Below are 23,684 nucleotides of genomic sequence, written 5' to 3' on the forward strand. Positions count from 1 at the left end.
ACCGTGCGGTGCCAACTCAGACGAAGGTCCCGCGGTCCTTCTGCAGCTTCGCCTCGATCGCATCTTCGCGCCCCTGCCGGAGCCCGTCACGCAGTGCCGCCGTGTATCCCCACGCCGAGCCGGCGAGGACCGCGGCACCGGGAACCCAGAGCGCGGCCGAGCTCGCGGAGATGCCCCAGACCGTGAGCACGAAGCCGAGGTCGAAGATCACGCCGACCCACCACCAGCGGCCGCCGCCGAGCGCGATGCCGCCGGCGATCGCCGAGAAGGCGATCGCGAAGCCGATCATCGAGGCACCGAGCAGCATCATCGCGAAGAGCACGACGGCGAGCGCGTCCGATCCGTCCTCGACGAGCAGGAACGGCAGGCCCGATGCCAGGAGGAGCATGGCGCCGATGCCGACGAGCGCGAGCATCCAGAGCGTGACCGTCGGGGTGCGCTCGAGTCTCACGGCGCCCGAGGGTGCGCCGTCGGTACCGGCCGTGGCGTGCTGCGCCCGCCTCTGCGCCTTCCGCGCCTGCTGCGACTTCTGCAGTGCGCGCTTCTCGGCCCGGTCGAGTGTGCTCGACCAGATCGACCACACCGGCCAGCATCCGGCGATGACGACCAGGCCTGCGAACGTCGGCCCGACGATCCACCCGGCATCGGTCTCGCCGCCGGCTGCGCCGACGACGATCAGGGCTGCCAGACCGACGGCGAACAGGACGACGCCGACGAGCGCGCCGACCCCCCAGACACGCTGGATGCGGCGAGAGGTCGACTTCGGAGCGCGATTCACGCCCCGAGGATACCCGGCCCGGCGAGGTCGGCTAGGCGGTCTTCGGCAAGGGTGGCACCATCACGCGCACCGACCAGCCGAACAGCACGAACAGCACGCCGACGCCGCCCGCGAAGAGCGCGACGCCGAAGGCGATCACCGAGGTGAACAGCGAGGCCCGCAGGAACGAGGCGTCCATGACGGTCGCACGCAGCGGGTCGTCGCGGTCGAGCTCCGCGTAGGTCTTGCCGTCGGCCATCTCGCGCGCATGCATGTCGATCACGCCCGCCTGCACGTAGGCGTCGATGGGCCCGTCGACGACCTTGCCCGCGAAGATCGGGGCGTCGTCGGGAATGACGATGTTCTCGGCACGCAGCTGCGACGAGACCCCGAACCACGCGACGATCGCCACGATGATCATCACGATCCCGCCGACGATGCCGGCGAGCCCCGTCAGTCGCACCACGTTCACCTGCGAGCGGCTCAGCACCGCGCCACCGGTCTCGAACTGTTCGGTCATGTCTCCCCCTTCGACCCGCGTTCACCGCCCACGCTAGCGAGTCGGTGCGGTGCAGCGACATGACCACGCGGCATCCGTTGCGAGAACGGATGCCGCGCGGCGTCGCCGACGCGACCGTTCAGCCGCTCGTCGTCGCGAGCGACGCGAGCACCCCCTTCGCCTGCCGCAGCTGCTGCGCGGTGGAGGCGGGGTTCGTGCGCACCGTCTCGACCTCGAGCATCGCGTCGCCCCACGTCGTCGCCGCGCCGTGCACCGTCACCGGCGTCGCGAGGTCGACCGAGCCGTTGGCGAAGTTGAGCCAGGCGGCCAGCAGGAACTGGTCGAACTGCTCGGCGGCGTCGTTCTTCGGCGGCGAGTGGAAGATCGCCACGGCGTCGTCGCGGTCGAGCGGCGTGTCGAACACCGTGCTGAAGAACACCGCGATCTCGAGGTAGCACTCGAGCTCGGCCGTCGTGAAGTCGTTGCCGTTCTTCACGCGCATCTGATTCAGCCACCAGCCGTGCTGCTTCGACTTCGTGCCGTCGCCCACCACGACGATCACGGCCTCATCGGTCGCCGAGCCGCCGTCGTCGTCGGTCGCCTCGGTGACGAGCTCGTAGAGGCATGCGTCGGCGTAGACGTGGTCGGCCGAGAGGTCGACGTCCCGCGGCTGCACGGTCGGCGACTTCAGCGGGTCGGGCACGGGCGGGTTCACGAGCGAGGTCTCGTCGCTCGTGGTGCCGTCGTCCCAGTCCCAGACGACCGTGAGGTCGTCGCTGCCGGGGTCGGTCGCGTTCACCGGGATCGTGACGCTGCCGCCCGCGTCGAGCACGAACGCCTCGACGCCGTCGTAGACCTGCGTGCCCGAGGTGTCGATCGTGGTCGACGGATCGACGTTCGCCACGTCGACGACGACGGTCGCGCAGGTGGTGGTGTCGTCGTCCGACCCGCAGACCTCGACGTCGAACAGTCCGTCGTCGCCGTAGTCGAAGCTCGTCTCGAAGGCGAGCGACGCGTCGGGCCGGGTGTTCTCCTCGTCTCCGGTCAGCGGCTGGGGGCCCGAGCCGTCGTCGAAGTCGATCGTCGCCGAGAGGTCGTCGAGCCATCCGGGGTCGGTGACGACGCCGGTGATCGTCGCGGTGCGCGTCGCCTCGTCGAGGGGCGCGACCGGGTCGATCGTCACCGTCGGCGCGACGTTCGCGACGTCGACCTCCGCGGTGTCGGTGGCCGTGTTGCCGTAGAGGTCGGTGACCCGCAGGCCGATCGTGAAGGTGCCGTCCTGTCCGACCCGGTCGAACGACGGGTTCAGCCCGAAGGCGTCGTCGTACTGGCCGTCTCCGTCGAAGTCCCACTCCCAGGCCGAGATCGCGCCCGCGCTCGGGTCGCTGCCCGCACTCGAGCCGGCGGCGGTCACCGGGATGTCGGTGCCCTCGAGCGTCGCGTACGGTCCGCCGGCGTCGGCGGTCGGGGCGCAGGCCGCGGGCAGGGTGTTCTCGTTCACCTGGGCGGCGTGGCCGTCGGTGCCGGCCGCGACCGCGCCCTCGCCGAGCCCCCGCTGCGCGAACGCCGACCAGATGGCGCACACGTTGTCGCCGCCGTTGGTGGCGATGTCGGCGGCGAGCAGACCGTTGCGGGCGTCGACGAAGGTCGGCTTGGCACCGCCCGCCGTGTTCTTCATGCCGTCGATCACGAGCTGTTCGGTGACGGGAACCCCGAGGAAGGCGCGCACGGCGTAGACCATGGTCGCCCAGATCGTGCCGTTGCCGTGCGGCGAGGTGTTCGGTCCGGGAACGTAGTCGTCGTAGTCCGAGTAGACGAGCGGCGAGGTGTCGTAGGCGACGTTGCGCACGCCGGTGGCCGCGTCGCCGGTGGCGTACTCCCCGACGACGGCATCGTTCCACTTGAGGTACGAGACCACGTCGCTCCAGCCCTCGCCGAGGGCGCCGGTCTGGTCGTCGCCGTAGTCGAAGCTTCCGCCGCCGACGAGCCGCGTCGAGACGCCGTGCCCGTACTCGTGCGCGATGACGTCGCCGTCGAGCGAGCCGTCGCGGAACGGCAGCGTCCACATGTACATCTGCATGCGGGGGCTCGACCCGTCGCCGGGCGTGCCGAAGTTCGCGTTGTTCATGCAGCGGATCGGGTTCGACGCGTTGTCGACGCAGCCGAAGTCCCAGCCGTCCTGCGCCTCGGCGAGCACCGGGTCGCCGTCGCTGCCGCCGTTGCCGAAGTTGTCGACCTGGAAGTTGCGCCACGCCTCGGTGAACCCGAGCTCGTAGGTGTAGTCGTGCATCACGTTCGTGTAGTAGAAGAGCTGGGTGATGATCGCGTCGAGGTCGGCGTCGAGGCTCGCCTGGCTGGAGTCGGAGTTCACCGCCCACGCGTCGGTGAACGGGTAGTCGAAGACCTGGTGGTCGGGGTCGCCCGACGCCGGGGTGTTCGGCTGGTACTCGTCGTTCGCGTCGTTGTCGTCGAGGTCGCGATACGCGTTGACGTTGTTGCCGCTCGTGGTCGTGTCGTCGACCCACGTGCCGTTGATGCCCGAGAACGGGTGCAGCTCGCGCGAGGCGCCCGCGGCTTCAGGGTGCTCCTCGTCGAACACCTCGCCCTCCGGACCGACCTCGGCGTAGCGGCTCGACTCGGCGAGCACCGCTCCGGTGGACGCGTCGACGACCGACTCGACCCAGACCTCGCCCGAGAACTCGACGTCGGTGACCCACGCGAGCCGCAGGCTGCGACCCTCGTCGTCCATGTACCAGCGCTGCTCGGCCTTCAGCGGCGTCGGGTCGACGAGCCCGTCGACCGCGATCGAATTGGGAACCTCGACGACGTCGCGCTCGGTGGTCTGCGCGGCGTCCGGCAGGTCCTCCGCCACGACGTCGGCGCCGGATGCCACGACCGCGGCCTCCGCGATCGCCTCCGCCGCGGTGACCTCGGGCGCGGCGGGCGTCGCCGGTGCGACGTCGGCGGTGGTGCCGCCGACATGCACGAGCCGCCCGTCGGCGTCGACGCTCGCGGTGATGACGGCCTGGTGCACCGGGATGCCGTCGACGGACTGGCGCAGCTGCACGTAGGCGACGCCGTTGGGGTCGGTGACGACCTCGTCGACCGTCAGCGATTCGAGCCCGGCGCCGTCGAGCCCGAAGGCGTCGCGATGCTCGGCGAGGTAGCCGAGTGCGATGTCCTCCGGCGCATCGCCCGACGGTTCGGTGAGCGGTCCGGTCGGGTTCAGCACCGAGCGCACGTCGCCCGCGGCGTCGAACGCGACGAGCGCGGTGCCGAACTCCTCGGCCGGATCTGGCGGCGCCTCGGCCCCTGGCGCCGCGAAGGCGGCGACGGGCTGGGTGACGACGAGTGCGGATGCGGCGAGCGCGGCTGCCACGGCGAGCGGACGGGTCACGACGACCTCCGGAGGGACGCCGGGGATCCGCGGGACGATCCCCCCGGTCGCCCCGCGGCGTGGCCCTCGGACGAGCCGGCCGTCACGTTACTCGCGGGGGACACGCGGCCGTGCGGAATGGGGGACGGATGGCGCTCGACTCCCCCGGACTGGGGGCAGCCGATGGCCCGCGACGACGCCGGGGCATCCGCCGCGATGCGATCGGATGCCCCGGAGCCGTCTCAGTCGAGCAGTTCGGCGTCGACGATCTCGTCGTCGAAGCCGGCGCCCTCGTCGCGCGAGCCGCCGGTGCCGGCGTCGGCGCGGGCGACGGTGAGCGCCTCGCCGTCGGCGGAGAGCCCGACCACGACGGTGTCGCCGTCGCGCACGCTGCCGTCGAGCAGCGCCCGTGCGAGCCGGTCGTCGATCTCGCGCTGCATGAGCCGGCGCAGCGGCCGGGCGCCGTACAGCGGGTCGTAGCCCCGCTCGGCGAGCCAGGCCCGGGCGTCGGGGGTGACGCCGAGCGCGAGCCGACGCTCGTGCAGCCGGGCCGTGAGGCGGTCGATGTAGAGGTTCACGATCTCGGCGAGGTCCTGCTCGCTGAGGGCGGAGAACACGACGAGGTCGTCGAGCCGGTTCACGAACTCGGGCTTGAACGACTGCCTCACCGTCTGCATGACCGCCTCCTCCTTCTCGCTCCAGCTGAGCGAGGGGTCGATGAGGTAGTGCGAGCCGAGGTTCGACGTCAGGATCAGGATCGTGTTGCGGAAGTCGACCGTGCGGCCCTGCCCGTCGGTGAGCCGGCCGTCGTCGAGCACCTGCAGCAGCACGTCGAACACCTCGGGGTGCGCCTTCTCGACCTCGTCGAAGAGGATCACCGAGTAGGGGCGCCGACGCACGGCCTCGGTGAGCTGCCCGCCCTGGTCGTAGCCGACGTAGCCCGGAGGGGCGCCGACGAGTCGCGAGACCGAGTGCTTCTCGCCGTACTCCGACATGTCGATGCGCACCATGGCGCGTTCGTCGTCGAAGAGGAACTCGGCGAGTGCCTTCGCGAGCTCGGTCTTGCCGACGCCGGTCGGGCCGAGGAACAGGAACGAGCCGGTCGGCCGGTTCGGGTCGTTGATGCCCGCCCGCGAACGGCGCACCGCGTCGGCGACTGCCGCGACGGCCCGCTTCTGGCCGATGAGGCGCTTGCCGAGCTCGGCCTCGAGGTGCAGCAGCTTCTCGGTCTCGCCCTGCATGAGCCGCCCGACGGGGATGCCCGTCCACGCGGCGATCACGGCGGCGATGTCCTCGTCGGTGACCTGCTCGTTGACCATGCGCGGCTCGCCCCCGGCGTTGCCCGCGGCGTCGGCCTGCTCGGCGGCCTCGAGGTCGCGCTGCAGGTTCTTGATGGTCTCGTACTCGAGCTTCGACGCCTTCTGGTAGTCGCCGGCGCGCAGCGCGAGGTCGCGCTGGGTGACGGCCTCGTCGATGCGCTTCTTGAGGTCGCCGACGCGGTTGAGGCCCTGCCGCTCGCGCGACCAGCGCTCTTCGAGCCCGGCGAGCTCGCGCTCCTGCGCGACGAGCGTCTCCCGCAGCTTCGCGAGCCGCTCCTTCGAGGCGTCGTCCTTCTCCTTCTTGAGGGCGAGCTCCTCGAGCTTCATGCGGTCGACCTGGCGCTTGAGCTGGTCGATCTCGACGGGCGAGGAGTCGATCTCCATCTTGAGGCGCGACATGGCCTCGTCGATGAGGTCGATGGCCTTGTCGGGCAGCTGCCGGGCGGTGATGTACCGGTTCGACAGGGATGCCGCGGCGACGAGCGCGGCGTCGGAGATCGTGACCCCGTGGTGGGCCTCGTAGCGACCCTTGAGCCCGCGGAGGATCGCGATCGTGTCTTCGACCGACGGCTCGCCGACGTAGACCTGCTGGAAGCGGCGCTCGAGCGCGGCGTCCTTCTCGATGTACTCGCGGTACTCGTCGAGGGTGGTCGCGCCGATGAGGTGCAGCTCGCCGCGGGCGAGCATGGGCTTCAGCATGTTCGAGGCCGCGACCGAGCCCTCGCCGCCGCCCGCGCCCATGAGCAGGTGCAGCTCGTCGACGAAGGTGATGATGCCGCCCTCGGCCTCGTTGATCTCCTTCAGCACGGCCTTCAGCCGCTCCTCGAACTGGCCGCGGTACATGGCGCCCGCGACGAGCGCGGAGATGTCGAGCGAGACGAGCTGCTTGTCCTTCAGCGACTCGGCGACGTCGCCGGCGACGATGCGCTGGGCGAGGCCCTCGACGACGGCGGTCTTGCCGACGCCGGGCTCGCCGATGAGCACGGGGTTGTTCTTCGTGCGACGGGTCAGCACCTGGCTCACGCGCCGGATCTCGGCGTCGCGGCCGATCACCGGGTCGAGCTTGCCGGCCTTCGCGAGGTCGGTCAGGTTGACGCCGAACTGTTCGAGCGCCGACTTCTGCTCGTCCTGCGAGTTCGGCGCGCCCTGCATGTTTGCCACTCAATGCTCCCTTCGTTTCAAACTTGAGTCTACTGAACTCAACTTTGCGAAGGGGATCGATATTCCGGCTCACGGCCGAAATCTCCCCCGCCTTCACGGTAGACGGATGCCCCGGGGTGCGCCACCGCACACCGGGGTCGTCCACGATCGCCGCACGGCGGACCCCGAGGCATCCATGCGTAGGAATAGACGTGCGCGGCACGGCGTTCCGATTTCACGTGGAACGCTTCGGAACGCTCTCATTCGGACACTACGGACCCCTCGGCGGCGGGCGCGAGCTCTCGGCGGCCGACTCGATGCTGCAGGCGATCGACCTCGCCCAGGGCATGGACGAGCTGGGCGTCAACGGCGTCTACTTCCGCGTGCACCACTTCGCCAGGCAGCAGGCCTCGCCGATGCCGCTCCTCGCGGCGATCGCGGCCCGCACCGAGCGCATCGAGATGGGCACCGGCGTCGTCGACATGCGCTACGAGAACCCGCTGCACCTCGCCGAGGACGCCGCCGCGGTCGACCTCATCTCGGGCGGGCGGCTCGCGCTCGGCGTGAGCCGGGGATCACCCGAGTCCGTCGTGCGCGGCTACGAGGCCTTCGGCTACACCGGCTCGCAGGACCCGCGCGGCGCCGACATCGCGCGCGAGCACTTCGCGCGGTTCCTCGAGGCGATCGAGGGCAAGGGCCTCGCCGAGCTGGATGCCTCGTCGCCGTTCGGCGGCCGCGGCATGCAGCGCATCGAGCCGTACTCCCCCGGCCTGCGCTCGCGCATCTGGTGGGGCGCCGGCAACCGCGACTCGGCCGAGTGGGCCGGGCGCGCGGGCGTCAACCTCATGTCGTCGACGCTCCTCACCGAGGACCGCGGCCTCCCGTTCGACGAGCTCCAGGCGCAGCAGATCCGCGCGTTCCGCGACGCCTGGCGCGAGGCGGGCCATCCCGGCGAGCCGCGCACCTCCGTGAGCCGCTCGATCTTCCCGATCACGACCGCCGAGGACGAGCTCTACTTCGGCGGGCGACAGGACGGCGACGGGGTCGGCATGATCGACGGCATGCGCTCGACGTTCGGCAAGACCTACGCGGGCACGCCCGACAAGCTCGTCGAGCAGCTGCTGCGCGACGCGGCGATCCGCGAGGCCGACACGCTCATGCTGACGATCCCGAGCCAGCTCGGCGTCGAGTTCAACCTGCGGCTCGTCGCCGCGTTCGCCGAGCACGTGGCCCCGAGCCTCGGCTGGCGGCCGACCGTCCCGACGGGCGAGTAGGGAACGCGGCTACTCGACCACCGGAAGCGCCTCCGGGGCGTCCCGTTCGACCGCGACGACCGTCGTGCGCATGACCCCCGACGGCGTCGGGATCTCGTAGCGCACGGGCATCCCCGGGTGATCGAGCGCGAACCAGAACCGCGACGCCTGCGCGGCGTCGCCGTCGCCGTGCCGCGCCTCGTAGTGCAGGCAGTCGACGGTTCCGAGCCCGCCCTCGTCGAGCGTCAGCGTCGCCGCCGTGCGACGGGTGTGCTCGGCGGGGAAGGCGGCGTGCTCCTGGAGCTCGCGCCAGGTCACGCGCTCGCTCGTGACCACGCCGTCGACGGCGCCGGCGGCGTCGAGCCGCCACTGCTCGAGCGTCGCGCCCTCGGCGTCGCAGTCGCTGAAGCGGTTGACGCGCTCGAAGCGCTCGCCTCCGGGCAGTTCGACGAGCAGCCGGATCGTCTTGCCGGTGCCGGCCGCCGCGCGGATCTCGTCGGCCGTGAACGGCGTCGGGAGGAGCCCCGGCCCGAGGACGTGCGGATCGTCGCCGGCCGGATCGGGCTCCCCCACGGCGTCGCGCACGAACCCCGCCCCCGAAGCTTCATCGCTCATGGCGCCCAGTCTGGGCCATCCGGCGTCATGTTGGTACCTTCTCGGGCGATTCAATGCGTTCTCATACGTTCGTGCGCAATGCTCGAACTCCGACGACCCCCAGCCCCGAGCAGGAGCCGCATGCAGAAGCGCACGAAGATCATCACCGCCTCGATCCTCGCGGGGGTGCTCGCCCTCGGCGCGACGGCCGCCATCGCCGGCCCGCTCATCTACCGCGACCTCGTCGTCGGCGAGGCCGACGCAGCGCCGAGCGTCACCGCCCGCCCCACCGAGACGAGCGCGGCGGATGACTCGGCCGCCCCCGCCGACCTCAGCGGCGAGTGGGCCGTGGCCGACGGCTCGTTCGCGGGGTACCGCGTCGACGAGGTGCTGAACGGCACCGACGTGACCGTCACCGGCCGCACCGAGCAGGTGACCGGCGAGCTCGCCGTCGACGGGCTCACGCTCACCGCCGCGTCGTTCACGGTCGACGTCGCCTCCATCGCGACCGACTCGGGCAACCGCGACGACTACTTCCGTTCGAACGCGATGCGGGTCGATCAGTACCCGACGGCGAGCTTCGTGCTCACCGAGCCGATCACCGTCGACACCGCCCCGGCGGCGGGCGAGGTGCAGCAGGTCACGGCGACCGGCGAGCTCGAGCTCGCGGGCGTGACGCGGGCGGTCACGGTCGAGCTCGAGGCGGTGCTGAACGGCGCCGGCGGCCAGGTGGCCGGGAGCATCCCGATCACCTTCGCCGACTTCGGCGTCGAGGCGCCCGACCTCGGCTTCGTCTCGGTCGAGCCCGACGGCTTCGTCGAGTTCTCGCTCGAGCTCGAGCGCGCCTGAGGCGCCCCGCGGCCCGTCAGTCCGGGGGCGCGAGCACCTCGGCGAGGATGCGCGCGGCCTCGGGGAACCGGGCCGGGTTCTCGCCGGCGTAGTTGAGCCGCACGAACGGACCGGCCGGCTCGGCCGGGAACCACTCGCGGCCGGGCGCGACGACGAGACCGCGCAGTTCCGCGTCGCGCACGACGCGGTCGACGTCGGTGCCGTCGGGCAGCCGCGCCCAGGCGTTCAGCCCGCCGGAGGGTACGAGCTCGAGGTGCACCGCCGGCGCATGCTCGCCGAGGCTCTGCACGAGCAGGTCGCGCCGCTCGCGCAGCCGATCGCGCAGGCCGCGCAGGTGCGTCGCCCAGCCGGGCTGGCTGACGACCTCGAGCGCGGCCGCCTGCAGGAGCCCGCTCACGTACATCGACTCGGCGGCGCGGTCGGCGAGGATGCGGTCGCGCGCCGGGCCGCGGGCGATCACCGCCGCGACCCGCACCGCGGGCGACACGCTCTTCGTGAGCGACCGCAGGTAGATGACATGGCCGTCGTCGTCGAGCGCGGCGACGGGTCGCGGCCGCGCCCCGATCGCGAGATCGTGCGCCCAGTCGTCCTCGACGAGGAAGGCGCCGTGCCGACGGGCCGACTCGAGCACGGCCCGCCGAGTCTCGTCGGGCCAGACCGCGCCGCTCGGATTCGCGAAGTTCGGCTGCGCGTAGAACGCCCGCGCCCCCGTCTCGGCGAAGGCGCGCTCGACGTCGGCCGGATCCGGCCCTGCCGGCCCCGCGGGCACGGGCACGACCGTCACGCCCGCCTGCTCGGCCGCGAGCAGCGCGCCCCAGTAGCTCGGCGACTCGATGAGCAGGGGGCGCCCCTGGCCGGCGACCGCGCGGAAGATCGAGCTGAGTCCGCTCTGGCTGCCCGCGATGACGAGCACGTCCTGCGCCGACACCGGGGGGATGCCCGCCGGCATGTCGGCGACGAGCTCGCCGGCGAACCAGGCCCTGAGCTCCGGCAGGCCGGCCGCGGGCGAGCGCGTCATCGCGACCGCGGTGCGCGACGCCCCCGCGATCGCCCGGCGCACCGCCCGCTCGGGCAGCAGCTCGGCGGCCGGGTACCCCGAGTGCAGGGCGATCGCGTCGGGCGCGACGATGCGTTGGGTCGACGACAGCGACCACGCCCGCGACTGCTGCGCGCCGAGCGCGGCGGCCTGCCAGCCGTAGTCGACGGGCCGGGTCGCGCGGGGTGCGCTGACGAAGGTGCCCGCGCCCGGCCGGCTCTCGACGAGACCGAGCGCGACGAGTCGGCGCACGGCCTTCTGCACGGTCACCGGGCTCGCGCCGTACTCGGCGGTGAGGGAGCGGCTCGACGGCAGCTGCTGACCGGGCGACGCGGACGCGATCCACGCCCGCAGGCCGGCGAGGATCCGGTCGGTGCTACTCTGATTCATGTCTGTACAGAGTAGCGTTACTGCACTTCGCGCGACAGCGCTATCGCGACACGCCGGCCTCTGGTGGGGCCTGCTCGGGGTCGTCGCCTTCTCGTTCACCCTGCCGTTCACCCGCGTCGCGGTCGGCGGGCTGTCGCCCCTCCTCATCGGCTCGGGCCGGGCCGTCGTCGCGGCCGCCCTCGCGATCATCGCCCTCGCCGCGACCCGCCAGCACTGGCCGACCGCCCGGCAGTGGCTGCGGCTCTCGATCGTCGCCGGCGGAGTCGTCATCGGGTTCCCGATGCTGACCTCCTTCGCGCTCACCACCGCACCGGCGAGCCATGGCGCCGTCGTCGTCGGCCTGCTGCCCGCGGCGACCGCCGTGATCGCCGTCCTCCGCACCTCCGAGCGCCCGCAGCGCTCGTTCTGGCTCTACGCCGGCCTCGGCGCCGTCGCCGTCGTCGTGTTCGCCGCGCTGCAGAACGGCGGGCTCGGCACCCTGCACTGGTCCGACCTGCTGCTGTTCGGCGCGGTGCTCGCGGCGGCGATCGGGTACGCGGAAGGCGGGCTGCTCGCGCGCGAGCTCGGCTCCTGGCAGACGGTGTCGTGGGCGCTCGTGCTCGCCGCTCCGCTCATGGTCGTGCTGTCGCTCGTCTCGATCGCCTAGCAGCCGCCCGTCGACGCGACGCCGGTCGAGTGGCTGGCCTTCGCCTACCTCGCCGTCGTCAGCATGTTCCTCGGCTTCTTCGCCTGGTACCGGGGACTCGCGATCGGCCCGATGGCCCAGGTCAGCCAGGTGCAGCTCGTGCAACCCGTGCTGAACATCCTGTGGGCGGCGCTCCTGCTGCGCGAGCAGCTCGGCTGGGCGACGATCGTCGGCGGGCTCGCGGTCGTCGCCTGCGCGGGTCTCGCCGTGCGCACCCGTTCGGGCCGCCGCGGCCGCGCCCCGGCATGACGGATGCCTCCCCACGAGTCCGCGGAGAGGCATCCGTGTCGTCCGACGAGACTCAGCCGACGCCGTCGAGCGCGTCGGTCTCGGTGTTGCCGATGGCCGCGATGACCTCGGGGCGGTGCTTCGCGAGGTGGAGGTACCAGGCGATCGCCGCGATCATCGTGATGAGGAACAGGTACGGGATGACGTTGAGCGGCCAGGCCGGCACGGGCCACACGTTCGCGAAGAACACGTACGCCATCGCGCCGACGGAGACGACCGCGCAGAGCCACACGAGGCCGTTGCGCATCTTCTCGCGGCGGGTGTACGCGACGCACGCGATCGCGACGAGCGCGTACGCGACCATGTATCCGTAGGTGCCGTAGGTGTCGACCCAGACGACGATGTCCATCGGGTTCACGCCGATGCCGAGCAGCACGAGGTCGAGCGCGATCGCGGCGGGGCCGGCGACGAGCAGCACGCGGTGCGGCGTGAGGTGCCGCTCGTGGGTGCGGCCGAAGCGCTCGGCGACGACGCCCTCCTTGCCCATCACGTAGATGATGCGGCCGACGACGTTGAGCGGGGCGACCACGACGGCGAAGAACGAGGCGCCGACGCCGAAGGTGAGGACCGGCGCGAACCAGGCGGGCATGCCGATCTGCGTCGCGATCGCCTCGAGCGGGCTCGCCACGGTGGCGAGGTCCTCGCCGAGGATCGCGATCTGGGTGTACGCGGCGAAGACGTAGAGGATGCCGACGGTGACCGCGCTCCACATGATCGCGCGCGGGATGGCGACGTACGGGTTCTTCGCCTCACGGCCGAGCGCGTCGGCCGAGGAGAAGCCCACGAAGCCGAGGATGCCGAGCACCATGCCCGCGGCGACGCCCTGGAACGGCACCCCCTCGAGCGAGAACTGCGCCGGGTCCCAGGCGGCCGGGCCGGCCCACACGAGGGCGAGCACCAGCAGCACGAGGATGATCGCGACCGAGACGAGCTCGAGCACCAGCGAGACGCGCGCCGAGAGACGGATGCCTCGGATGGTGAACAGCGTCGCGAGGCCGCCGAGCACGACGGCGAGCGCCATCGACCAGCCGATGCCCTCGGCCGGGATGCCGATGAGCACGAGGAACTGGCTCATGTACGAGACCGCACCGCCGAGCGAGCCGGCCGCGATGCCCCAGCAGCCCACGAGGAGGGCGATGCCCGCGAGGTACGCGCCGAACGGGCCGAGGCCCTTGGCGACGTAGGTGTAGAGCGACCCGGCCGAGGCGTGGCGCCGTGCGAACACGACGACGCAGTAGCCGACGGCGAGGATCACGAGCGTCGCGAGGATGAACGAGTAGATCGTGCCGTTGCCGGCGCCGAGGTAGATGCCGGCCGCGGTGAACGCGATGACGGCGCTCGGCGCGATGTTGGCGATGGCCTGCGCGGCCAGCTCGGGGCCGCTCATGACGCCGCGGCGGAGGCCGGCGTCGACGGGGGCCTGCGCGGGGGCGGCGGCCTGGGTGGGGGCGGTCATGTCGAACTCTCCAATGAGTCGGTGGGTCGGATGGATCTGCCGGGGCGGCGGGGACGTCGGGGCGTCCGGGAGGTGGGGCTACGGGATGAGCAGCGTGCGGAGCGCCTCGCCCGATTCGAGGTCGTCGAATGCCTCGGCCGCCTCGCTGAGGGGCCGGCGGGCGGAGATGAGCGGGTCGAGCTTGAGCTGGCCGTCCATGTAGCGGTCGACGAGCGCGGGGATGTCGATCGAGGGGCGCACCGAGCCGTAGTTCGAGCCGAGGATGCGCTGGTCGGCCTCGGCGAGCACGAGCGGCTCGAACGAGGCCTTCGCACCGGTCGGCGGCAGGCCGACGATCACGGCGGCGCCGCCGAGGCCGAGCATGCGGATCGCCTGCTCGGTGGTGACGGTGCGGCCGATGGCGTCGAAGGCGTAGTCGACGCCGTCGGGGATGAGCTCGAACAGCTGCTCGACCGCGTCGCCCTGCGAGGCGTCGATGCGGTCGGTGGCCCCGAACTGCAAGGCGAGCTTGGTCTTCTCGGCGAGCACGTCGATCGCGATGATGCGCTCGGCGCCGGCGAGCTTCGCACCCTGCACGACGTTGAGGCCGACGCCGCCGCAGCCGATCACCACGACGGTCGAACCCGGCTCGACGGCGGCGGTGTTGAGCACGGCGCCCACGCCGGTGGCGACGGCGCAGCCGACGACGGCGATCACGTCGAGCGGGGCGTCGTCGCGCACCTTCACGGCGCCGGACGCGGGCACGACGACCTCTTCGGCGAACGACGAGACGCCGAGGTAGTGGTGCACCGGCTCGCCGCCCTGCTCGAGGCGCGAGGTGCCGTCGAAGAGCACGCCCTTGGGCGCGACGACCGTCGCGACCTTCTGGCAGCGCGCCTCGTGGCCCGAGCGGCAGTAGCGGCACTCGCCGCACGGCGGCACCCAGCTGAGCACGACGTGGTCGCCGACGGCGAGCGAGGTGACGCCCTCGCCGAGCTCGACGACCACGCCCGAGCCCTCGTGACCCATGACGAGCGGAGCCGGGGCGTCCCATTCCCCTCGCTTCACGTGCAGGTCGGAGTGGCAGACGCCGGCCGCGGCGATCTTGACGCGCACCTCGCCGGCCTTGGGGGCGGCGAGGTCGACGTCGGCGACCTCGATCGGCGTCTCCGGCTGCCGGAAGACGATGGCTTTCATGATGCTCCCTTGGATCTGTTGCTGGGCATGCCGATGCTAGGCAGGACCGCATCGGTTCGGCACTGCGAGAAAGTGTGGATCGAGGGCGGCTCGCTCGACATCTCTTACACTGCAGGGATGGCTCGTCGACTCGATTCCGTGGCCTCGACCCTCGGTGCCGCACTGGTGCCCGGCCGGGTCGAGCCCTCGCGACCCGTCGACTCGGCGGTCGCGCTCGACGACTTCTCGGTCGTCGCGCACCCGTCCTTCGCGACCCTCGTGGTGGGCGATCGCGACGAGCTCGTCGCGGCCCTCGCCGCCCGAGACGCCCGCGCCGAATCGCTCGCCGAGGCGGTGCTCGTGACCGGCGCCGACGACCCCGCACTCCGCGCGGGCCTGGCCGATGCCGGGGTGACCGCCCTGGTCGGCGCGCCCGGGCACCCGACCGCCGTGCTCCCGACGATCGTCGCCCTGCTCGCGGCGGACCAGGCCGCCGAGGACCGCCTCGTGACGACGGGCACGAAGGTGCTCACCCAGGTCGCGCGCCGCGGCGGAGCGAAGGCGGTCATCGCCGAGCTCGCCCATCGCATCGACGGCTGGGCGGTGCTGCTCGACGCGCACGGCCAGGTCATCACGACCGCAGGCGCCGGCGGCCTGCACGTGCAGGACGCGGTCGCCGTGGCGTTCAACCGCCCGGTGCGGGTGCGGCACCCCGGGCTGCAGGTGCACCCGGTCGGCTCCGGCGAGGACCTCACCGCCCTCCTCGTGATCGCCTCGCGCGAGAGCTCGACGAGCCGCGCGCGCGACCTCGCGTCGCAGACGGCCGCGCTCCTCGACCTCGTGCTGCGCACGCACGACCACGCCGGCACCGAGCGCCTCGGTCGCGCGATCATGGTCGACACCCTGCTCGCGGGCGGCGCCGAGGCATCCGCGCTGCTGCGCCGGTGGGGCGTGCGCGAGCGCAGCCTGACCGCCTTCGCGCTCTCCAGCCGGTCGAAGGGCGTCGACCTCGAACGGCTCGTCGCGCGCTGGCTCGACGAGCTCGGCGCGGTGCACGTCATGACCGAGGCGCACGACCGCGTGCTCGGCTTCCTCCGCGACGACCAGGTCGACGCGTTCGCCCGCAGGGCGCTCGAGTTCACACTCGACGGCAGTGCGGTGCTGCGGCTCGGGCTCGGCTCGTCGGCTCCGGGCGACGCACTCGCGCGCAGCGCGGCCGAGGCGCGCCAGGCGCACGAGTCGGCCGTCGCCGACGCCCGCACGGTCGTGCGGTACCGGGCCCTGCCGACGGTCGCCCTCGTGCTCGAGCGCCTCGACGCCGACGCGACCGCGGGCATCGCCGAGCTGCTCGACCCGCTGCGCGGCGCCGACGGCGGCCACGGCGAGCTGCTGCAGACGCTGCGGGCCTACCTCGCCGAGCACGGCGCCCTCGGGGCGACCGCGGCGGCGCTCGGCGTGCACCGCCAGACCCTCGCGGCCCGCCTCCACCGCATCGAGGAGCTCAGCGGGCTCTCGATGGCGAACCCCGACGACCGCACGGCGGCGTGGCTCGCCGTGCGCGCGCTCGAGCGCTGAGCGCACGGCTCCGCGAACGGCTGAGGGGGGCCATCGGCTTTCCGATGACCACGGCGGATGCCTCGCGGGCAGACTCGTCGACGTCGAAAGGTACCCCATGCCCCGCATCCTCATGATCGTGACCGCGGCCGACGCCCTCGAACTCGCCGACGGCTCGCTGCACCCCACCGGCTTCTGGGCCGAGGAGCTCGTCGTCGCGCACCGCGCACTCGCCGCGACCGGCGCCGAGGTCGTCATCGCGACGCCCGGCGGCGCGCCCGCCCCGGTCGACCCGGGCTCGCTGACGGCCGAGATCGTCGGCGACGAGGCGAAGGTGGAGGAGTTCCGCGACTACCTGGACGGCATCGCCGCCGAACTCGCCTCGCCCGCATCGATCGCCGAGCTCGACGCGACCGGTTTCGACGCGGTCGTCCTGCCGGGCGGTCACGGGCCGATGGCCGATCTCGCCGGCGACCCCGCGGTCGGTGCCGCGCTCATCGCCGCCGACCGGGCCGACGTGCTCATCGCCCCCTTCTGCCACGGCCCCGCCGCACTGCTCAGCGCGACGGGCGACGACGGCGCGTTCGCCTTCGCCGGTCGCCGTCTCACGGTGTTCACCGACGAGGAGGAGCGCACGGGCGGACTCGGCGACGGCACGCCGTGGTTCGTCGCGGCGACCCTCGCCGAGCGCGGTGCCCGCGTCGAGGGCGGCGAGCCCTGGACGAGTCACGTCGTGCGCGACGGCAACCTCATCAGCGGCCAGAACCCGCAGTCGAGCGCCGCGGTCGCAGCAGCCCTCCTCGCCGCCCTGGGCGAGCGCGCGGCGGCCTGATCCGACTTCGGGCATCGGCGAGCGCGAGTGCGCCGACCGGGCCCCGAGCAGCGTTCAGGCGCGCGCGATCCCGACGATCGCCTCCGCGAGCGCGCGGAGGCGGTCTCGGCGGTCGAGCTCGCCCGTGCGGGCGACGAGGTAGAGCGTGTTGAGCGGCGCCATCTCGGGTTCGTGGAGGGCCACGAGACGCCCCGCGGCGAGCTCGGACTCGACGAGATAGCGCGGGAGCACCGACATGCCGGCGCCCGCGACGAGTGCGGCGCGGATCGCGCGGAGGTCGGGGATCACCGCGATGGGGTGCAGCGCGTCGGGGCGGTGCCCGAACACCGAGCGCCAGTAGCGCCGAACGATCGGCAGTTCGTCGCCGTACGCGAGCAGGGGCACCTCGGCGAGCGCGGCGGCGACCGCGTCCGCACGCCCGGGCGGGCCAGCGAGGCGCCAGCGGGGTGCCGCCACGAGCACGAACTCCTCGTCGACGAGCGGCATCGCGCTGAGGCCGCGCTGCGACGGGCGCACCGAGCTCACGACGAGGTCGAGGGCGCCCGCGCGCAGCTCGTCGAGCAGCCCGTCGGCCAGGCCGAAGCGCAGCCGCAGGCGCGACGCCGAGGCATCCGCGAGCTCGTCGAGGCGCGGTGCGAGCACCTCGCCGAGGAACTCGGCCGCTCCCCCGAGGTCGATGGTCTCGGTACCGCCGGCTGCTGCGGGGGCGAGCGCGTCGTCGAGTGCGTCGAGCGGCCCGGCGACCTCGCGGGCGAGGGCCACCGCGCGCGGGGTCGGGACGACTCCCGCGGCGCCGCGTTCGAAGAGCACGGTGCCGAGCCGCTGCTCGAGGGCCTGCACGTGCGAGCTCGCCGTCGCCTGCGAGAGTCCGAGCAATCGCGCGCCCTCGCTCATCGACCCCGCACGCAGCACGGTGAGGAAGGTGCGGAGGTGCTCGAGTTCGTGTGCCGCCATCGGCGCGATTCTCGCACGGTTCGGTGCGCGGGCCGCACCTGCCGAATCTCTCGCGCCCGCACGACATGGGATGATCCAGGCCGAGACCTCCGCGGGCCGCGCGGGAAGAACTCGGGGGCCTCGTCTGTTGACCCGAGGAAACGACTCTGAGGAGAATCCATGCCACTCGACGGCGAGTACGCCCCCAGCACCTCCGATTGGGCCCGCAAGCAGGCCGAGGCGTACGAAGCCTCCGACGGCGCCGCGGCGAACCTGCTGCGCGGCCGCCCGATCATCGTGCTGACGACCCGCGGCGCCAAGAGCGGCAAGCTCCGCAAGACGGCGCTCATGCGCGTCGAGCACGAGGGCGAGTACGCGGTCGTCGCGTCGAAGGGCGGCGCACCCGAGCAGCCCCAGTGGTACTGGAACCTCAAGGCGCACCCCGAGGTCGAGCTGCAGGACGGCGACCAGAAGCACGACTACCTCGCGCACGAGCTCGAGGGCGAGGAGCGCGACGCATGGTGGGAGCGCGCCAACGAGACCTGGCCCGACTACGCGAACTACCAGACGAAGACGGACCGGCTGATCCCGGTGTTCGTGCTGCGGCGCACCGCCGCCTGAGCCCGGCGCCCGCGAGCTGCGGCTAGAGGCCGCGCATCGTGAACACCCGGGCGAGCACCGCGCGCGCCGGCCGCACCGCGAGCAGGCGCACGGCGGTGTTGCGAAGGGCGAGTCGGACGCCGCGTGCCGGTGCCCCCATCGCCATGTTGAACCTCGCCCGCCGACAGGCCCGCACGGCCGCTCGCCGGCGGGTGCGCTCGTAGCGCCCGAACGCCGACGCGGCACCGCGGGGATCGTCGAGCGCGGCCGGCAGCAGCTCGGCGAGCGCGAGCGCGTCGAGGAAGCCGAGGCTCATGCCCTGGCCGCCGATCGGGCTGACCTCGTGCGCGGCGTCGCCGGCGAGCACGACGCGACCCGCGGCGAACCGTCGGGCGACGTGCTGGCTCGCGAGGAACACGCTCGGCTCGGGTACGGCCTCGAGCCGCACCCCGACCCGTTCGGCCACGATCGCCGTGAACTCGGCGGCGTCGAGCGGTGCACCGGGGTCGCGGTCGGCGAGGTGCGCGACCCAGCGCCGCCCTCCGGGCAGGGGCAGCGACTCGACGACGCCGCCGGCCTCGAAGTGCAGCCTCGCGACGTCGTCGCCGGGCGAGGTGAGATCGGCCATCGCGTATCCCGCCGTGCCGTGCCGTCTCCGCCACGGGATGCCGAGACGCGTGCGCATCGCGCTGCGCACCCCGTCGGCGGCGATGACGTACTCCGCATCGACTTCGTCGCCGCCGACGAGGCGCAGCCGCACGCCGTGCTCCGCGGCCCCCAGCTCGGCGACCTCGGCACCCCGCCGAAGCGCGGTCGGCGCGAGCTCGGCGAGCCGCTGCTCGAGCGTCGCTTCGACGAGGTGCTGCGGCACCGACAGCACGGCGGACGACTCGGCGAAGCGCAGGCTTCCGAGCCGGCGTCCCGCGACGCTCACCTCGCCCCCGGTGATGCGGGTGCCCGCCCGCTCGAGCTCGTCGAGGACGCCTGCGGCGTCGAGGGCGCGCACCCCCGGGCCGTGCACCCCGATCGCCTTCGGCCGCGTCGAGCGCTCGCGACGTCGCTCGAACACGCGCACGTCGATGCCCCGCGCGGCGAGCAGCACGGCCGTCAGCAACCCGACCGGCCCGCCGCCGACGACGACGACCCGGGCCCGTTCGCCGGGTTCAGGCACGGGGGCGCCCCGCGGCATCCCCTTGCCAGACCACCTCGAGGCGCGACGGGAACGCCCGGCGCACCCGCCACCCCTGCGGCAGCACGGCCGCGAGCTCGCGGGCCGTGTGGCTCCGCCGGATCGACGTGAGTCCGTCGGCCCTGATGTACGAACCGCGCAGCAGGTTCGGCGCGAACGGCAGCGTGCCGAGCGCGAAGCCCGCGTAGCCCAGCCGGCTGCGCTCGATGTCGCCGTGCACGACGGTGCCGCCGAACTCGGCGAGCCGTTCGCTGTCGGCGAGGAGCGCCCCGAACTCCTGCCCGTCGAGGTGGTGCAGCACGTGGTTCGAGAGCACCAGGTCGAAGTGCTGGCCCGCGTCGGCGAGCACGCGGCTCGTGGTCTGCAGGAGGGTGAGCCCGGGGGTCGGCGGCTGCGCCCGCGCCCACGCGATCGCCCGCCCGTCGGGGTCGATCGCGGTCACCTCGAGCCGCAGGCCCTCGGCGTGCGCCCAGCGCAGCAGCCGGCGCGGCAGGTCAGCGCTGCCGGTGCCCACGTCGAGCAGGCGCGTGCCCCACACCGGCGAGAGCCGCGGACGCACCCAGTCGCGGTACACCGCGCGCTCGCCCGATACGACGGCGTTCACGAGCCGGAAACGCTCGTACGTCTTCGCGAGCATGGCCTCGTCGGCGTCGGGAGCGTCCATGAGCTCGCGGGCGCCCTCGTCGCGCACCGCCAGCCCGGCCGCCCCGGTCCGCCCCGTCACGTCGGCGAGCCTCAGCCGCTGACCGTCATGAGCGCCGACTCGACGGTGAGCCCCGGCCCGAACGCCATCGCGGCGACGCGCTCGCCTGCGCCCGCGTCGCCGTCGAGGATGTGCCGCAGCACGAAGAGCACGGTCGCGCTCGACATGTTGCCGTAGTCGCGCAGCGTGTCGCGCGCGGGCACGAGCTGCGCCTCGCTCAGCACGAGCCGCGTCTCGACCTTGTCGAGGATGCTGCGACCGCCCGGGTGGATCGCCCAGTGCTCGACGGCCTGCCCCGAGGCATCCGTCTCGAGGGCCCCGACGAGCGCGGGGTCGTGCGCGAAGAGCGGCTCGAGCGCGCCGGTGATGTGCTCGTCGATGAGCGCGGGAACGGCGTTCGAGAGCACCATCTCGAACCCGTGGTCGCCGATCTTCCACGCCATGTCGCCTTCGCCGGTGGGCGTGATGCGGGTCGCGAACCGGTCGAGCACGAGCGCCCGCTCACCGGGCTCGGGCGGGAGCGCGGTGACGATCGCCGCACCGGCCCCGTCGGAGAAGAGCGACGACGCCACGATCGTGTCGGGGTCGTTCGACGACCGCAGGTGCAGCGTGCAGAGCTCGACGGAGACGACGAGCACGACCGCCGAGGCGTCCGCCTCGCAGAGCTGCTTCGCCAGGCGCAGCGCCGGGATCGACGCGTAGCAGCCCATGAAGCCGAGGTGGTAGCGCTCGACCCCCGCGTCGAGGCCGAGCTCCCTGGCGATCATGAAGTCGGGACCGGGTGCGTAGAAGCCGGTGCAGCTCACCGTGACGATGTGGGTCACGTCGGCGGGATCGATGCCCGGCGTGGCGTCGATCGCCGCCCGTCCGGCGGCGACGTAGAGCCCCGTCGCCTGCTCGGCGTAGAGCTCGTTGCGGGCCTTCGTGCCGGGTTGCAGCAGCACGCCCGAGTCGATGTCGAAGAAGACGGGGTCGTCGGGGTGCGCATCGCGACTCAGCTCGGCGATCACGGTGTGCCGCGTCTCGATGGCCGAGACGTCGAAGCTCGTGGTGATGATGCGCTGGGCGAGGCGGTTCAGCCCCGGCTGTGCGGCGAACACGTCGCGCACCTCGGGCTGGACGAGCACGGTCGGCGGAACGACGGTCGAGAGTCCCCGCAGTGCGACGGTCATGCCCCATCGTAGGGTCGCGACCGGGCTCCACGGCAAGGGGTGGCGCCGAGCTCTCGGGTGGTTCGCAGTCGCGCGCGACGCCCCGCTCACGGGACTGTCGTCGCGACCCCGGGGGTCGTATCCTGCACACAGGATCGTCGGCGCCGCCCGGCGACGCATCGAGCGGGGGATGCATGGCCACGACGGAGTCGGCACGGAGCACGGCGTCACGGGCGGTCATCCCGCTCGCGGTCGCGCAGTTCATCATGGTGCTCGACAGCTCGGTGATGAGCGTGTCGATCAGCCAGCTGGTCGAGGAGTTCGACACCACCGTGTCGATGATCCAGCTCGCGATCACGCTGTACGCCCTCGTGATGGCGGCGCTGATGCTCACGGGCGGCAAGATCGGCGACCTGTTCGGACGCCTCCGGGTCTTCCGCATCGGGCTCGTGATCTACGCGATCGGCTCGCTCATGACGGCGCTCGCGCCGACCGTCGAGGTGCTCATCGTCGGCTGGTCGTTCATCGAGGGCGCCGGCGCAGCGCTCGTGCTGCCCGCCCTCGCCGCGCTCGTCGCCGGCAGCTACGAGGGTCCGGCGCGGGCGCGCGCGTACGGCATCATCGGCGGGGTCGCCGGCGCGGGCATCGCGATCGGCCCGCTGCTCGGCGGCTGGCTCACGACCGAGTACTCGTGGCGCTGGGTGTTCGCGGGCGAGGTCGTGTTCGTGATCTTCGTGCTCATCGTGGGCAACTGGATCACCGACGACCACGTGCGCGAGAAGTTCAAGCTCGACGGCTTCGGCGCCGTGCTGTCGGCACTGGGACTGGCGCTCGTCGTCGTCGGCGTGCTGCAGAGCGGCACCTGGGGGTGGATCCAGCCGCTCAGTTCGCCGATCACCCCGCTCGGCTTCGCGCTCACGCCGTTCGTCATCGGCGCCGGGCTGCTCGTGCTCTGGGCGTTCTTCGCCTGGGAGCGCCGGGTCGCCGCCGCCGGCCGCGTGCCGCTGCTCGACGTGCGCAACCTGCGCATCCCCGCCCTGCGGTCGGGCCTCGCGAGCCTGCTCGCGCAGAACCTCGTGCTGCTCGGCATCTTCTTCGCCGTGCCGCTCTACCTGCAGGTCACCCAGGGCATGGACGCCTTCCAGACCGGACTCCGGCTGCTGCCCACCTCGATCGCGATGCTCATCGCCGCCGCCCTCGGCGCACGCGTCGGGGCGAGGTTCGGCTCGCGTGCCGTCGTGCGCACGGGGCTCATCACGATCACGCTCGCGTGCCTCGTCATCATCGCCACGATCGAGCCGCAGCTCGCGACGACGCCGTTCGCGATCGGCATGACGCTCGTCGGCCTCGGCACGGGCCTGCTCGCCTCGCAGCTCGGCAACGTCGTGCAGTCCTCGGTGCCGCCGGAGGCCCGCAGCGAGGCGGGCGGCCTGCAGTACACCGCGCAGAACCTGGGCTCGTCGCTCGGCACGGCGCTGATCGGCTCGCTCATGGTCGGCGCACTCGCCGCGTCGGTGCTCGGGCTCATCGCCGACGACCCCGACATCGAGGCGGCGGTGGCCGACCAGACGACGGTCAGGGTGTCGCAGGGCCTCGAGTACATCCCGCCCGCCGAAGCCGAGCAGGCGCTGCTCGACGCCGGGATCCCGGCCGACCAGGTCGACGACCTCGTCGGCCACTACGCGGCGTCGCAGCTCTGGGGCGTCAAGGTCGGCATGCTGGCGTGCGCCGCCGCCGCGCTGCTCGCCCTGCCGGCCACCCGCCGGCTGCCCGGGCGCCGCGACCCCGCCGAACCCGACCCCGCCGAGCCCGAGCCGGCCGCCGCGGGCGACGACTGAACCCGGCACCGAACGGACCGCCCGGACCGAACGGACCGATCCGGGCGGAGACGGGCGCAGACGCACGGATGCCGCGGGCGGCTGTCG

The 23,684-nt window shown here is 72.8% G+C and carries 18 protein-coding genes and 1 pseudogene; 7 read left to right on the plus strand and 12 right to left on the minus strand.

From position 1 onward, the window contains the following. Positions 1–16 precede the first annotated feature (16 nt). The 4 genes from ACFVSL_RS12320 to ACFVSL_RS12335 all read right to left on the minus strand — a co-directional run bounded on the left by ACFVSL_RS12320 (position 17) and on the right by ACFVSL_RS12335 (position 7,103). Positions 17–778 (minus strand): hypothetical protein, encoded by a 762-nt coding sequence (locus ACFVSL_RS12320; protein ID WP_386941268.1) that lies wholly within the window; start codon positions 776–778, stop codon positions 17–19. Positions 779–809: 31 nt separating this feature from the next. Further along, positions 810–1,277 (minus strand): aromatic ring-opening dioxygenase LigA, encoded by a 468-nt coding sequence (locus ACFVSL_RS12325; RefSeq protein ID WP_386941269.1) that lies wholly within the window; start codon positions 1,275–1,277, stop codon positions 810–812. Positions 1,278–1,395: 118 nt separating this feature from the next. After that, positions 1,396–4,653, minus strand: a complete 3,258-nt coding sequence (locus ACFVSL_RS12330; protein ID WP_386941270.1) for a M36 family metallopeptidase — start codon at positions 4,651–4,653, stop codon at positions 1,396–1,398. Between the two features lie 221 nt (positions 4,654–4,874). Further along, on the minus strand, positions 4,875–7,103 hold the full coding sequence (locus tag ACFVSL_RS12335) for an ATP-dependent Clp protease ATP-binding subunit (RefSeq protein WP_386941534.1): 2,229 nt from the start codon (positions 7,101–7,103) through the stop codon (positions 4,875–4,877). Between the two features lie 227 nt (positions 7,104–7,330). Between ACFVSL_RS12335 and ACFVSL_RS12340 the strand changes: the two genes are divergently transcribed. Beyond that, on the plus strand, positions 7,331–8,365 hold the full coding sequence (locus ACFVSL_RS12340) for an LLM class flavin-dependent oxidoreductase (RefSeq protein ID WP_386941271.1): 1,035 nt from the start codon (positions 7,331–7,333) through the stop codon (positions 8,363–8,365). Positions 8,366–8,374: 9 nt separating this feature from the next. Here the strand turns inward: ACFVSL_RS12340 and ACFVSL_RS12345 are convergent, their stop codons facing one another. Then, positions 8,375–8,959, minus strand: coding sequence for a hypothetical protein (locus ACFVSL_RS12345; RefSeq protein ID WP_386941272.1), 585 nt, complete (start codon positions 8,957–8,959; stop codon positions 8,375–8,377). Positions 8,960–9,079: 120 nt separating this feature from the next. On the opposite strand from ACFVSL_RS12345, the gene ACFVSL_RS12350 reads away from it, so the two are divergent. Beyond that, entirely contained in the window at positions 9,080–9,787 is a 708-nt protein-coding gene (locus ACFVSL_RS12350) for a YceI family protein (RefSeq protein ID WP_386941273.1), read from the plus strand. A gap of 16 nt (positions 9,788–9,803) precedes the next feature. Here the strand turns inward: ACFVSL_RS12350 and ACFVSL_RS12355 are convergent, their stop codons facing one another. Further along, complete coding sequence (locus ACFVSL_RS12355; protein WP_386941274.1) at positions 9,804–11,213, minus strand: PLP-dependent aminotransferase family protein; 1,410 nt, start codon at positions 11,211–11,213, stop codon at positions 9,804–9,806. Between ACFVSL_RS12355 and ACFVSL_RS12360 the strand changes: the two are divergent. Next, positions 11,212–12,147 (plus strand): annotated as a pseudogene (locus ACFVSL_RS12360) (DMT family transporter). The gene ACFVSL_RS12355 and the pseudogene ACFVSL_RS12360 overlap by 2 nt on opposite strands. A gap of 52 nt (positions 12,148–12,199) precedes the next feature. On the opposite strand, the gene ACFVSL_RS12365 reads toward ACFVSL_RS12360, so the two are convergent. Next, complete coding sequence (locus ACFVSL_RS12365) at positions 12,200–13,573, minus strand: APC family permease (RefSeq protein WP_386941535.1); 1,374 nt, start codon at positions 13,571–13,573, stop codon at positions 12,200–12,202. Positions 13,574–13,720: 147 nt separating this feature from the next. After that, positions 13,721–14,818 (minus strand): alcohol dehydrogenase catalytic domain-containing protein, encoded by a 1,098-nt coding sequence (locus ACFVSL_RS12370; RefSeq protein WP_386941275.1) that lies wholly within the window; start codon positions 14,816–14,818, stop codon positions 13,721–13,723. A gap of 117 nt (positions 14,819–14,935) precedes the next feature. Between ACFVSL_RS12370 and ACFVSL_RS12375 the strand changes: the two genes are divergently transcribed. Further along, on the plus strand, positions 14,936–16,372 hold the full coding sequence (locus tag ACFVSL_RS12375; RefSeq protein ID WP_386941276.1) for a PucR family transcriptional regulator: 1,437 nt from the start codon (positions 14,936–14,938) through the stop codon (positions 16,370–16,372). A gap of 97 nt (positions 16,373–16,469) precedes the next feature. Next, positions 16,470–17,183, plus strand: a complete 714-nt coding sequence (locus ACFVSL_RS12380) for a type 1 glutamine amidotransferase domain-containing protein (protein WP_386941277.1) — start codon at positions 16,470–16,472, stop codon at positions 17,181–17,183. A gap of 54 nt (positions 17,184–17,237) precedes the next feature. Here ACFVSL_RS12380 and ACFVSL_RS12385 read toward each other — a convergent pair whose 3' ends face one another. Next, positions 17,238–18,137 carry a LysR family transcriptional regulator gene (locus ACFVSL_RS12385; RefSeq protein ID WP_386941278.1) on the minus strand — a complete coding sequence of 300 codons (900 nt, stop codon included), beginning with the start codon at positions 18,135–18,137 and terminating at the stop codon, positions 17,238–17,240. Positions 18,138–18,296: 159 nt separating this feature from the next. Between ACFVSL_RS12385 and ACFVSL_RS12390 the strand changes: the two genes are divergently transcribed. Beyond that, complete coding sequence (locus ACFVSL_RS12390) at positions 18,297–18,737, plus strand: nitroreductase family deazaflavin-dependent oxidoreductase (protein WP_386941279.1); 441 nt, start codon at positions 18,297–18,299, stop codon at positions 18,735–18,737. 22 nt (positions 18,738–18,759) lie between these two features. Here the strand turns inward: ACFVSL_RS12390 and ACFVSL_RS12395 are convergent, their stop codons facing one another. From ACFVSL_RS12395 to ACFVSL_RS12405, 3 genes are read right to left on the minus strand one after another with little or no spacing between them, the layout of a single operon-like run. After that, positions 18,760–19,887, minus strand: a complete 1,128-nt coding sequence (locus ACFVSL_RS12395; RefSeq protein WP_386941280.1) for an FAD-dependent oxidoreductase — start codon at positions 19,885–19,887, stop codon at positions 18,760–18,762. Next, positions 19,880–20,629, minus strand: a complete 750-nt coding sequence (locus ACFVSL_RS12400) for a methyltransferase domain-containing protein (RefSeq protein WP_386941281.1) — start codon at positions 20,627–20,629, stop codon at positions 19,880–19,882. Before ACFVSL_RS12400 ends, ACFVSL_RS12395 begins: the two co-directional genes overlap by 8 nt. An 11-nt stretch (positions 20,630–20,640) precedes the next feature. Next, positions 20,641–21,780, minus strand: coding sequence for a type III polyketide synthase (locus tag ACFVSL_RS12405; RefSeq protein ID WP_386941282.1), 1,140 nt, complete (start codon positions 21,778–21,780; stop codon positions 20,641–20,643). Positions 21,781–21,953: 173 nt separating this feature from the next. Here ACFVSL_RS12405 and ACFVSL_RS12410 point away from each other — a divergent pair, with 173 nt between their 5' ends. Further along, positions 21,954–23,597 carry an MFS transporter gene (locus tag ACFVSL_RS12410; protein WP_386941283.1) on the plus strand — a complete coding sequence of 548 codons (1,644 nt, stop codon included), beginning with the start codon at positions 21,954–21,956 and terminating at the stop codon, positions 23,595–23,597. The last annotated feature ends 87 nt before the right edge of the window (positions 23,598–23,684 follow it).

Origin of the sequence: Agromyces sp. NPDC058064 (genome assembly GCF_042885275.1) — a bacterium.
Lineage (GTDB): Bacteria > Actinomycetota > Actinomycetes > Actinomycetales > Microbacteriaceae > Agromyces.